The following is a 12,789-nucleotide window of genomic DNA, read 5'->3' on the forward strand; positions in this document are numbered from 1 at the left end:
ATTATGTAAAGCCATTAACTTCCCTACGCTGGTACGAGCCAGATCAGGTCCAAAGGGTTAAGAAGTTTGCGTACTTCTCTCTCAGCCCACGCATACATTGGGCACCCCTAGTTTATCACTGATTTAATTTTTAATACTTTTCTATCATACACTATAATCTGAAAAATGCAAATCAATTTACACTTTTACGGTATCATCCACGTTAAATAATAAGCTTGTACATACGTCATAATTCCAACGATAATGACAAAGAACAAACTATGTTTTACTGTAAAGCGGAATAAATCGGATTCTTTTCCTGCAAGTCCTACTGCTGCGCACGCGATTGCAATCGATTGCGGAGAAATCATTTTCCCCGTTACACCACCTGTCGTATTTGCCGCAACAAGTAATACTTCTTTTACACCTACTTGCTGCGCTGTAATCGATTGTAAGTTCGAGAATAGCGCATTTGCCGATGTATCTGATCCTGTTAAGAATACGCCGATCCAGCCAAGAAATGGCGAGAAGAACGGGAATAATCCTCCTGTTCCAGCTAACGCTAGTGCAAGTGTAGATGATAGACCAGAATAATTCGCAATAAATGCAAAGCCTAATACAAATCCAATAGATAAAATTGGCATTTTTAATTCTTGTAATGTTTCTTTCAATGTTTCAACCGCTTGTTTTGCACTCATTTTTAATACAAAAATGGAAATGATACATGCGATTAAAATAGCTGTTCCGGTTGCCGATACAATATCAAATTTTAATACAGCCTCATAAGGCGTTGGTTTATTTACAATTGGTTCTGCCTTCATGACTAAATTGTGCAGACCCGGAATTTCAAACTTCATGACAAAACTTTCTAACGCCCCACCTGGAGCAAATAATGCTTTAAAGAAATCTTGACTCCAAATCACTACCATAGCAGTCAAAATAATAAATGGCGACCAAGCTTTCACAACTTTTTTACCTGTTAAATTTGGCATCGATGAAGCTTCCGCTGTTGCTGCAGCTTCCACATTTGCTTGATTCGATTGATACACTTCTTTTGGCTGCCATACTTTTAAAAATAGCGATAAAGATACTAAGCTGACAAGCGCTGATGTAATATCTGGAAGTTCTGGTCCTAAAAATGTCGCCGTAATAAATTGTGTAATTGCAAAAGAACCCCCCGCTACAAATAACGCCGGCCATGTTTGCTTTATTCCCTTGAAACCATCCATTAAAAATACAATAAAGAACGGAACAAATAACGATAAGAATGGCAATTGGTGCCCAGCCATTTGTCCAATTTTATGAGGATCAATACCTGTTACTTGCCCTGCAACTGTAATCGGTATTCCCATTGCTCCAAATGCTACTGGCGCTGTATTTGCAATTAAGCAAAGCCCTGCTGCATATAAAGGATTTAAGCCAAGTCCTGCTAGAAGCGCTGCTGTGATGGCTACTGGTGCTCCAAATCCTGCTGCTCCTTCCAAAAATGCTCCAAATGAAAAACCGATTAAAATGACAAGTAAACGATGATCATTTGTAATGGATAATACAGATGCACGAATAATATCAAACTGTCCTGTTTTCACAGAAATTTTATACAAAAATACCGACATGATAATAATCCAAGCAATTGGCCATAGCCCATATAGAAAACCATATCCAGTTGCCGCCATCGCCATTGTAAATGGCATTTTATATACAAATAGCGCTACCAAAATTGTTAATACAACGGTAATAAATCCTGCTACGTACCCCTTCATACGAAAAACAGCTAAAGCCAAGAAAAAAAAGATAATTGGAATAAGTGCCACCGCTGCGGAAATCCAAATGTTCCCGAACGGATCATAAACTTGTGTCCATGTGTTCATTGTCCCTCTCCCTTTCTATAATCCCTTTTTCACATATCCATAACCTTATCAGCATACTGTATGGTCATCATACCTTTAAGATAAAAATAAGACACTTAAGAAAACGTTTTCATTTATATCTATACTTTACCACATCCTTTTTTATTTTAAAAACGCTTTTTGAAAATTTTATTATTTGAAACGAGAGTACGATAAATTCATTTTAAACAAACGTTTGATTATATGTTTCATTGTGCACACGAATTGATATTTGTCTGCTTTCTTCTTCAGCTTTACTCCCTTTTTAAAAAAGACTTGTGATTTTATGCTGCTAACCCAAAAGAAAAACCTGTGTCAAAAAGTCATTTTTACGACCTTGTGACACAGGTTCTACCTTCTTCGTCTTCTCTTTTTTCTTCTCATCAGTTTTCTTCGTCGTGTATTGAATTGATCCGCGATAATATGCAATGTGCTAGCGGCAATAACTCCTAGTACAAATGTTATCAATCCTACTTCATGTTCTTTCGCCATATCAACTAATTTTCCATCCAATACAGTTCGATTGACTATGTATAAAAGTGGAGAGAAAACGAATAACATGTACAATATACGAATGAGATCACCAATTATAATTGTATGAGTCAAAAAAGAACGATGAGGCATAATACATTGGTACGGGTACCAAAAAATTCGAAGTAATCCCCATTTATTATAAGCACTACTATGGATATCTAAATCCGGTGTTAAAAAAAATGTACCTACTAAAAAGCCAATGGCAAACGTTAAGAGAAAATCAAAATTTGTTAGACCATACGAAATAAGCAGTAACAAAACAATCGGAAGAGAAAGTAAGTTGATTTTCGTATGTGTTTTTCCTGATGGCATAATGCACTCCTCGCTTATGTTTGTCCTCTAAGTACAGGACAATTCTTACCTATTGATTGAAATGTTGATCGATAAACGATGTATCTATGCCTGAACCAAACCAATTGGCTAATTTCATTTTTGCTTTTTCCTTTACATCTTCATCTACATACATGGATGCCTGCAATAATGCGGCCGTTAATGCACCTAAATCATCCGTATAACCAATGCCAGCTATGAAATCAGGAATCGCATCAATCGGCGCAATAAAATAAGCAAGCGCTCCAATAATTGTAGCCTTCACTCGTTTTGGAACATCTTGCCTTTGCAACACGTAAAACAGCAATAAACTTGCATAAATGACAGATTGACCTGCTTGTTTGGCTACATGTTTTATTTTCTTCCAAAATGCTTCCACTGAAAATTTTCTTTCCATATAAAAGCCTCCATATCTTGTTATGCTTCCAAAGAACAATCTTCTTGCATTGCAAAACATTTATCGCATATACATAGATTTTACCAATCAAATTGTATTTTAACAGACAAACCTCAAAAGAACAAGTGTTCTAGTTACTTTCATATGCTTGTTCTCATATAATCATTTTCTACTAGATTACATAGTATGTCTTCCCTTATATTTCTCAATATAAAATGTTAAATTTCTCTTAACATCCCTTTTACCTTTGTTATATTTTCTAGTTGACGAACATATAAACCAATGTTAAAGTTTTTTTGGCAGTCACAATAAAAATACAAAAAAATGTCAAATGTTATAGTGTTTCTCAGAATTGAATTTTGTTGTATAATACAAAAATGACGTTATACTTATGATTTAACCAAAGAAACCAAAAAGGGTATGCATAGTTAAAGTCGTATATGAGTAAATAGAAAATACTGCTCATAGCAAAAGAAACTATGTATTTTTTATTTTAGCATTTTTCGCTCCAAAATCGACCAAGCCTGATAGAGAAAGGGTGGAATGGATGAAGGAATCTTTAAAATCACAATTTCATAATGTACGTTTTACTTTGTTTGTTGCTTTAGCTGTATGGCTAAAAACTTACATCATTACACGTACAAGTTTTGATTTGAAACTTGAATCTTTCATGCAAGAGTTTATCTTGTTTATTAGCCCACTAGCAGCATCATTACTGCTTGTAGGTCTTGCATTATTTGTAAAGGGAAAGAAACGCAACTATATAGCACTTGGAATTGATTTTGTGTTAACAATCATTCTAGTTGGTAACGTAATGTTTTATGGATTTTATAACGACTTTGTTACTTTACCAGTTCTTGGACAAACGTCTAACTTCGGACAGTTAGGGTCCAGTGTAAAAGAACTTCTTAACTACAAAATCATCGTTGCTTTTGTTGACATTGTAATTTTCTTCGTTCTGCTTAAGAAAAAGCAAGGTTTCGCAAAAACGGAACGTGTATCACGACCAATGCGTTCTTTATATTTTGTATCAACGATTGCCATTTTCTTTGCAAACTTAGGTCTAGCAGAAACAGAACGTCCAGAGTTATTAACACGCTCATTTGACCGCGTTATGCTTGTTAAAAACTTAGGTTTATATGCTCACCAAGTGTATGACCTTGGGTTACAAGCAAAATCAAGTTCACAAAAAGCATTCGCTGATGGTAGCAAACTGCAAGAAACAGAAAACTACGTGAAAACAACACAAAGCAAACCGGATCCAAACATGTTTGGGATTGCAAAAGGGAAAAACGTAATCGTTGTCTCTCTTGAATCCTTACAAACGTTTTTAATTGGGGCAAAAGTAAACGATCAAGAAGTTACACCATTTTTAAACCAATTTATAAAAGAAAGTTATTACTTTGATAACTTCTTCCATCAAACTGGGCAAGGAAAAACATCAGATGCTGAATTTTTAGTAGATACATCATTGTATCCACTTGATCGCGGTGCTGTATTCTTCACACACGGTAACAATGAATTTACAGCAACTCCAGAAATTCTACGTCAGCAAGGATATTACACAGCTGTATTCCATGCAAACAATGCAACATTCTGGAACCGTAACATAATGTATCCAGCATTAGGATACGATCGTTACTACAACGAACTTGATTATAAGATTACACCAGAAACGAAATTAAACTGGGGATTAAAGGATATTGAATACTTTGATCAATCTATTGATATGTTAAAGCAAGTGAAGCAACCATTCTATACTCGCTTCCTAACATTAACAAACCATTACCCATTCACATATGATGAAGATACGAAATTAATTGAACCTTACAACTCTGGGGATGGAGTATTTGACCGCTATATGGTAACAGCTCGCTACTTAGACGAAGCAATGAAACATTTTATTGAACGTCTAAAAGCAGAAGGCATTTATGACAATTCTGTTATTGTATTCTACGGTGACCACTATGGTATTTCTGAAAACCATAACCGTGCTATGGCACAGTTCTTAGGAAAAGAAGAAATTACAACATTTGACCATATGAACTTACAAAAGACACCAATGTTTATTCACGTTCCAGGTCAAAAAGAAGGTAAAACAATCTCAAAACCAACTGGTGAAATCGACATTAAACCAACCATTCTAAATTTACTTGGTGTTGACTCAAGTAATGATGTACGCTTTGGTCATGACGTATTCTCACCAGATTATAAAGGATTCGTTGTTCTCCGCGATGGTAGTTTCGTTACAGATAAATATATGTATGCAAACAATACATTCTACGACCGTATGACAGGCGAAGTTGTACAATTACCAAAAGAAGAATCTCAAGCGTTAATTGATCGTGCGCAAAATGAACTTCGCATGTCCGATCAACTCATCGAAGGAGACTTACTTCGCTTCTCAGAAAGCAACAAAATTAAAACAGGTGAAGTAAAAACAATTATTAAAGAAGACAAAAAAGGGGCTGAGTAATCTCAGCTCTTTTTTTATGCTGAAATTACATAATCTTCACTAAATATTTACATTAAATTCACGAAACATCTTTATAATTGAATTTGCAAACAACATTCCAAACCATTCTCTTCTCTCGTATTTTGTTCAATACATCCCCATGAGAAATGACTGGAATTTTGTTCACAACTTTCTAGTGTTACAGAAGTGACACTAATTGTCTGGAAAAGGCATTGTGCTTTGTCACTCACCGAGCCTTTAATAAGACAATGTCCCTATGAAATATAACTACCCTCCTTGGCAACATTCCTTATGAATGTTGCTTTTTTTATTTCAAAAGCAGGATTCTTATTTCTCATTTTCGAATTTGTATATACAAAATACAATAATAATACTCGCTTATATAAAATATTGGTCAATCCTAAATCACAACATACAAATATATTTCATAACATTTACTATACAGGATGAGAAACACAACTCATCACGTATGTGGTTTGGAAAGGATGGGATGTAATTTGGCATATGAAAGATTTATACTGTGGAACGAGAGAATTATTGATGCACACAAACAAAATCCATACATAGATTTAGAAGAACGCGGATTACAATTTGGCGATGGTGTCTATGAAGTAATTCGGCTCTATAAAGGAAACTTTCATTTATTGGAGCCGCATTTAACAAGGCTCTATCGCTCAATGGAAGAAATTGAATTATCACTCCCCTTTTCGAAAGCGGAGCTCATTGTATTACTTTACAAATTAATCGAAAAGAATCACTTTCACGAAGATGGGACGATTTATCTACAAGTTTCCCGCGGTATTCAAGCACGTGCACATGCATTTTCCTTTGATTTACCTCCAACAATCTATGCTTATATCTCGAAAAAAGAACGCCCTTCCCTATGGATTGAATATGGAGTACGCGCGATATCAGAACCAGATGTGCGCTGGTTACGTTGCGATATTAAATCCCTTAATTTATTACCGAACGTATTAGCCTATACAAAAGCAGAACGTAAAGGTTGCAAAGAAGCTCTTCTCGTTCGAAACGGTATCGTTACAGAAGGAAGTCACTCCAATTTCTTTCTCATAAAAAATGGTACTCTTTATACACACCCCGCGAATCATTTAATCTTAAATGGAATTGTACGCCAATATACGCTATCTTTAGCAAATAAATTAAAGATTCCTGTACAAGAGGAGCTATTTAGTATTCGCGATGTCTATCATGCAGATGAATGTTTTTTTACAGGAACCACGATAGAAATTTTACCGATGACGCATCTTGATGGAACCGCAATTCAAAATGGACATGTGGGGCCAATTACGAAATTATTACAAAAATCGTTCGTACAGAGCTTCACAACTTCTGACATTTCTTTTCCATAAATACGAATAATATTTCGTTCGTTTTTTCAAATATATGTATTTTAAGTAAAAATCAGTGTGAAGAATCTATCTTTATTTCTGTTTTGTAACCTTTTTGTCATATTCAGATTCCTTCATAAGTCTTGACAGTAATCGACATGCCTTTTAGAATTTTTAACAGTTGGTAAATATTTCTTCACTATACTACAGACAGAAAGGAATCGACAAAACATGAAAAAATATCTTGCCGGTCTTGCGGCGGTGTCTGTAGCAGGAGGAGCAGCTCCAACACTTGATAGTGTTCAAGCTGCCCCAGAGCAAACTCCACAAAAGCCTGCTACACAATCCGTTCAAGTCGCAACATCAAATGGTTCAAGTTACACTGTAACTGCTGATGTATTACACGTTCGTTCAGGTTCTGGTACTTCTCATCAGATTATCTCTCGCGTATACAATGGGCAGAAGTTAAATGTTATTGGTCAAGAAAATGGTTGGTTCAAAATTAACTTAAATGGAAAAACTGGTTATGTTAGCGGTGAGTTCGTTTCACAAGGCGGTGCAGCAAAAACAAATGTAAGCACAGGTGGAAACAACAAAGTAACTGCTGATGTATTGCGTGTACGTACAAGTCCTAGCACTTCTAGTTCTATTATAGGTCGTGTGTACGAAGGGCAAACATTACACGTAATCGGTCAAGAGAATGGCTGGCTTAAAATTAACCATAATGGACAAACTGGTTACGTAAGCAGCCAATTTGTATCTGGTGCTTCTGCAAGCGCTAACTCTGCAAATAACAATAGTAATTCTGCAACTGTACAACCAGCAAGCGGAAACTATACGGTAAACGTATCTTCTCTTCGCGTTCGTACAGGGCCTAGCACTTCTCACACTATTTTAGGATCTGTTCGTAAAGGACAAGTTGTACAAGTTGTTGGTGAAGTTCAAGATTGGTTTAAAATTAACTATGCAGGACAATCAGCTTACATTAGTAAAGACTATGTAACAAAAGGTGGCTCTAACGACAATGTAATTCAAGGAAGTCAAGAAGAGCCAAAATATCAAAATGGTAATCATGTAACTGTACAAACTGGCGGAACTTACGTTGTAAATGCAACATCTTTACGCGTTCGTACGGGTCCAGCTACATACCATAGCGTAATCGGTGGTGTATTAAACGGACAAACATTACACGTAATTGGTAGCGAAAATGGTTGGTTTAAAATTAATCACCAAGGTCAAACCGGGTATGTGAGTAGTGAATTTGTAAAATTTGTTAAGGGCGGAACCGCTCAGCCAGAACAACCTAAACAACAAGCACCTCAAACGCAGGGAGCGATTGGAGATTATTATGTAAATGCCTCCGCCCTCAATGTACGTAGCGGCGAAGGTACAAACTACCGAATTATCGGTGCTCTTCCTCACGGCCATAAGGTTCAAGTGCTTTCTGAAAACTCTGGTTGGAGTAAAATTAACTATAACGGACAAACTGGTTATATCGGAACTCGCTTCTTATCTAAAACACCAGTTGGTGGTGCTGTAGAAACAAAACCTAACACACCATCTAACATGCAAAACAATACCAATACAAATAATAGTGGTAATAACTCATCGATCCTTGCATATGCAAAATCGATGGCAGGTGTTCCATACGTATGGGGCGGAACTTCTGCTAATGGTGTGGATTGTAGCGGTTATATTTTCCATGTATATAAGAAATTTGGTCATAACATTAGCCGTCAAAGTGTGGCAGGATATTGGAGCAGCCTACCAAAGACTTCAAATCCACAGCCAGGCGACTTAATTTATTTCCAAAACACTTATAAATCAGGTCCTTCCCACATGGGTATTTACCTTGGGGGCGGATCATTTATCCAAGCTGGAGATAACGGTGTAGCTGTTGCTTCATTAAGTAACTCTTATTGGAAGAATCATTTCTTAGGTTACACGAAAGCACCTTAATTGATAGTTTCAGAGCCTTCTAGATTGCTAGAAGGCTCTTTTTTGTTTTAAAATATGTTACTTCCTCTTCATTTCATACACTATATTCTATAAAAATATTTTATAACGTTACCATAATACATATCTCCTCCCGAATAGATATAACCTATTTCTCCTTCATCCTGTTTATATGTGTTTTCTTAATGAATTTTCTTTTTATTTAAACTTTTATATGGATGTTTGACCTCAGAAGCCCGGTATGGTAAGTTACTTAAGATGTTATGTTTCTAGCAGTATAGACATCCGTTATTTATACTTTTTTTTACTATGAGAAAGGAGATTTACACTGCATGAATTTTTTATGGGGAATTGGCGGTGTGATTGGAGTATTAGCAATCGCATTTTTATTATCTTCCAATCGCAAAGCTATTAATTGGCGCACAATCTTAATTGCGCTAGCACTACAAATTACATTTTCCTTCATCGTATTACGATGGGATGCTGGAAAAGCTGGATTAAAGATCGCTTCTGATGGCGTCCAGGGTCTAATTAACTTTTCTTATGAGGGGATTAAATTTGTCGCTGGTGACTTAGTAAATACAAAAGGCCCTTGGGGATTTGTATTCGTAATTCAAGCACTACTTCCAATTGTATTTATTAGTTCATTAGTAGCCATTTTATATTACTTTGGTATTATGCAAAAATTTGTAAGTATCGTTGGTGGTGCATTAAGTAAACTTCTCGGAACTTCTAAAGCCGAAAGTTTAAATGCTGTAACAACTGTTTTCTTAGGACAAACAGAAGCACCAATTTTAATTAAACCGTACTTAGCACGCTTAACAAATAGTGAATTCTTTGCCGTTATGGTAAGCGGTATGACAGCGGTTGCTGGATCCGTTCTTGTCGGCTATGCAGCTATGGGAATTTCGCTTGAGCATTTATTAGCAGCGGCAATCATGGCAGCACCTTCAAGTTTATTAATTGCAAAATTAATAATGCCGGAAACAGAAACACCAGATAACAACGTAAAGCTTTCTACCGAACGTGAAGATGCAAACGTTATTGATGCAGCTGCACGAGGTGCATCTGAAGGGATGCACCTCGTAATTAACGTAGCGGCAATGTTAATGGCTTTCATCGCATTAATTGCTGTACTGAACGGCCTATTAGGATGGGTTGGTTCTTTGTTCCATATTAAATTAAGCCTAGATTTAATCTTTGGCTATTTATTATCACCATTCGCTATCTTAATCGGGATTTCACCAAACGAAGCTGTACAAGCAGCTGGTTTCATCGGTCAGAAACTTGCCATTAACGAATTCGTTGCTTATGCAAGTCTAGGACCACATATGTCAGAGCTCTCTGATAAGACCGTTATGATCTTAACATTTGCAATCTGTGGTTTTGCAAACTTCTCTTCTATTGCAATTCAATTAGGTGTAACAGGAACACTTGCTCCAACGCGCCGAAAACAAATTGCACAATTAGGGATTAAAGCAGTGATCGCTGGTACATTAGCGAACTTCTTAAACGCAGCAGTTGCAGGTATGATGTTCTTATAAAATGAAAAGCCCATTCCAAATCATTGGAATGGGCTTTTGTTTTTGATTCGTGCACTCCTCTTCCACCTAAAAACTTCCAAAATAACGACATACTTAACATTCGTATATATAAATAAAAAAATGTGATTCATTCTTATAAAACTGTGCATACTACAAATACGAGCCTGAGGGGGAATCAAATGAAATATAACTCTATAAAAGTATTACTACTTTGGATTGTACAAATTTTATTTTATTTTACAACCATATATATAACAGCATATAAACACGCTATACTCTTTACAATTTCCTATGTCCTCGTTCACATACTGTTTTTATTTATACCAGACAAACAGGCTTTTGTACTCTTTATACTTGGGACGATTCTTTCTGTATTTTATTTATTCTATCAGTCATGGGTTTATTTATGGAGCACATCCCTACAATTGAAGTATATGATTACGCATTTCCTTACGGTAGCTAACTTCTTCTTTGTATATATTTCAACTTATATGTTAAAACAAGTGATTCTGGAAAATAAAAATTTAACCGAACGAATACAGGTATTAGAACAGTACATCGGTGAATCAAAACTCCTAACAAGAACAGAATTTGAAAGACGTCAAACTTTGTTAATTGCTGCCATGAAACGTCGCAGCGAAACAGGAATAATTATCTATTTCGATTTCATCTCTTTTAGTAAACATACAAAGAAAAGTGTTATGGATCGTATAGCTTCTTTATTACTTTCTACTGTACGACGTGATTTTGACCTTGTGGGAAAATATGATCATCATACTTTAGTAACTTTACTTCAAAATACAGATATAGCTGGCGCTGAAATTGTCATGAATCGACTATATCCGAAAATGAAAGAATCGTTAACAGACGATGCAATACAACAAATTCAAATCACACAAAAGCAAGTAAATGGACAGGAGTCTAGTCCCTTATGATGACACTCATTATTTTCCTATTCTTTCTCTTATTTTGCATACTTGTCTTTTTAATTAGCATCGTCTTCTCTATTAAATATGTTTTAATTTGTACTGCTTTCTTATTTTCAGCCCTACTTGCTTATTATTCATTATTAACGATTGCAGGGCTGATTCATCGAAATAGAAAGAAGAAAGAACGTGTATTGGACCATTATCCGAGTGTCGATATTTTCATTCCAGCACATAACGAAGGGATCGTTATGAAAGATACACTAGAAGCAATGGTCAAGATTGAATATCCAGGTCAACTCACCATTTATCTATTAAATGATAACTCACAGGACGAAACACCCGAAATTGGAGATGCATTCGATAGGGATTATGCTCATATTCGTCACATCCGCGTTCCTCCAGGCGAACCAAAAGGGAAATCACGCGTATTAAATTATGGCCTTAGCATTTCGAATGGTAAATATTTTTGTGTATATGATGCTGACAATCAGCCTGAACCACATGCATTGCGAATGCTTGTAGAATACGCTGAAACAACCGAGAACGCAGTTGGTGCAGTTGGACATGTTCGAACGATAAATGAGAAACGAAATTGGTTAACACGAATGATTTCACTAGAATTTCAAATTTTCCAGCTTCTCATGCAATCCGGACGCTGGCTGTTATTTCAAACCGGTTCTCTTACCGGGACAAATATGCTTCTTCGTCGGTCTGCTTTAGAAGAACTCGGTGGCTATGATCCATATGCAATTGCGGAAGATGCAGAACTGACATTACGAATTACGCAACAAGGCTATGTATTACCAATCGTCCCTGAATCTGTTACTTGGGAACAAGAACCAGAGCACTTAAAAATTTTGATTAAACAACGAACACGCTGGCTACAAGGAAACTTATACATTTTGGAAAAAATATTTTCTTCATTCCATTTCTTTAAAGGAAAGTTGCTTGTCCATTCCTTACAGCAGGTACTCGTTTACCTTGTCTTTTGGTTATTTCTCATTATCTCGAATATTTGGTTCATTGTAGGATTACTCGGTCTATTTCACATTCACTATACCATTCCATTACTATTTATGTGGTATGTCGCATATATTACGTATACTGCCCAACTATTTAGTTCACAAAGTGTTGAAAGAACATTTACACCAATTAATATTTTCATTAGTATCATTATGTACTTTACCTATGCCCAACTCTTTACTTACTTATTTATTCGCAGCCTCATTCTTTATTTGCGTGCAAAAAGTAAAAAACAAGTCATCGGTTGGGATAAAACGGTTCGATTCAAAAAAGAGAAGTAGTCCTATTTAAACAAACGTTTGATTAAAAAATAAACACAGAGCGCCGTATGCTCTGTGTTTATTTTTTGACTAAACGTCTATATATCGGACAAATACCCCTTAGCC

The 12,789-nt window shown here is 36.0% G+C and carries 9 protein-coding genes and 1 riboswitch; of the genes, 6 read left to right on the top strand and 3 right to left on the bottom strand.

Features of this window, described 5'->3' with window-relative positions:
- Nucleotides 1-3 precede the first annotated feature (3 nt).
- A riboswitch (TPP riboswitch) is annotated at nt 4-119 on the bottom strand.
- Between the two features lie 66 nt (nt 120-185).
- From MR059_RS09000 to MR059_RS09010, 3 genes are all read right to left on the bottom strand, one after another.
- On the bottom strand, nt 186-1,847 hold the full coding sequence (locus MR059_RS09000; RefSeq protein ID WP_012096210.1) for a lactate permease LctP family transporter: 1,662 nt from the start codon (nt 1,845-1,847) through the stop codon (nt 186-188).
- Nucleotides 1,848-2,216: 369 nt separating this feature from the next.
- Entirely contained in the window at nt 2,217-2,711 is a 495-nt protein-coding gene (locus MR059_RS09005) for a metal-binding protein (RefSeq protein WP_012096211.1), read from the bottom strand.
- Between the two features lie 49 nt (nt 2,712-2,760).
- Complete coding sequence (locus tag MR059_RS09010) at nt 2,761-3,126, bottom strand: YkvA family protein (protein WP_012096212.1); 366 nt, start codon at nt 3,124-3,126, stop codon at nt 2,761-2,763.
- Between the two features lie 547 nt (nt 3,127-3,673).
- Here MR059_RS09010 and MR059_RS09015 point away from each other — a divergent pair.
- From MR059_RS09015 to MR059_RS09040, 6 genes are all read left to right on the top strand, one after another.
- The gene (locus tag MR059_RS09015) at nt 3,674-5,602 is read left to right on the top strand and encodes an LTA synthase family protein (protein ID WP_012096213.1); all 1,929 of its coding nucleotides are present in this window, start codon (nt 3,674-3,676) and stop codon (nt 5,600-5,602) included.
- 485 nt (nt 5,603-6,087) lie between these two features.
- Nucleotides 6,088-6,972 (top strand): D-amino-acid transaminase, encoded by an 885-nt coding sequence (locus tag MR059_RS09020; protein ID WP_081428416.1) that lies wholly within the window; start codon nt 6,088-6,090, stop codon nt 6,970-6,972.
- A gap of 210 nt (nt 6,973-7,182) precedes the next feature.
- Nucleotides 7,183-8,910, top strand: coding sequence for a C40 family peptidase (locus tag MR059_RS09025; protein WP_012096215.1), 1,728 nt, complete (start codon nt 7,183-7,185; stop codon nt 8,908-8,910).
- 329 nt (nt 8,911-9,239) lie between these two features.
- Complete coding sequence (locus MR059_RS09030) at nt 9,240-10,451, top strand: NupC/NupG family nucleoside CNT transporter (protein ID WP_012096216.1); 1,212 nt, start codon at nt 9,240-9,242, stop codon at nt 10,449-10,451.
- A 179-nt stretch (nt 10,452-10,630) separates the two neighbouring features.
- On the top strand, nt 10,631-11,386 hold the full coding sequence (locus MR059_RS09035; RefSeq protein WP_012096217.1) for a hypothetical protein: 756 nt from the start codon (nt 10,631-10,633) through the stop codon (nt 11,384-11,386).
- Nucleotides 11,383-12,684, top strand: coding sequence for a glycosyltransferase family 2 protein (locus MR059_RS09040; protein WP_012096218.1), 1,302 nt, complete (start codon nt 11,383-11,385; stop codon nt 12,682-12,684). Before MR059_RS09035 ends, MR059_RS09040 begins: the two co-directional genes overlap by 4 nt.
- Nucleotides 12,685-12,789: the final 105 nt, after the last annotated feature.

It is taken from the genome of Bacillus cereus group sp. BfR-BA-01522, from assembly GCF_022662635.1.
Lineage (GTDB): Bacteria > Bacillota > Bacilli > Bacillales > Bacillaceae_G > Bacillus_A > Bacillus_A cytotoxicus.

What these genes read in the sequence shown, in the direction of transcription:
- MR059_RS09015 (WP_012096213.1), top strand. Translation starts at nt 3,674, where the DNA reads ATGAAGGAATCTTTAAAATCACAATTTCATAATGTACGTTTTACTTTG.
- MR059_RS09020 (WP_081428416.1), top strand. Translation starts at nt 6,088, where the DNA reads ATGGGATGTAATTTGGCATATGAAAGATTTATACTGTGGAACGAGAGA.
- MR059_RS09010 (WP_012096212.1), bottom strand. Translation starts at nt 3,126, where the DNA reads ATGGAAAGAAAATTTTCAGTGGAAGCATTTTGGAAGAAAATAAAACAT.
- MR059_RS09005 (WP_012096211.1), bottom strand. Translation starts at nt 2,711, where the DNA reads ATGCCATCAGGAAAAACACATACGAAAATCAACTTACTTTCTCTTCCG.
- MR059_RS09040 (WP_012096218.1), top strand. Translation starts at nt 11,383, where the DNA reads ATGATGACACTCATTATTTTCCTATTCTTTCTCTTATTTTGCATACTT.
- MR059_RS09000 (WP_012096210.1), bottom strand. Translation starts at nt 1,847, where the DNA reads ATGAACACATGGACACAAGTTTATGATCCGTTCGGGAACATTTGGATT.
- MR059_RS09030 (WP_012096216.1), top strand. Translation starts at nt 9,240, where the DNA reads ATGAATTTTTTATGGGGAATTGGCGGTGTGATTGGAGTATTAGCAATC.
- MR059_RS09025 (WP_012096215.1), top strand. Translation starts at nt 7,183, where the DNA reads ATGAAAAAATATCTTGCCGGTCTTGCGGCGGTGTCTGTAGCAGGAGGA.
- MR059_RS09035 (WP_012096217.1), top strand. Translation starts at nt 10,631, where the DNA reads ATGAAATATAACTCTATAAAAGTATTACTACTTTGGATTGTACAAATT.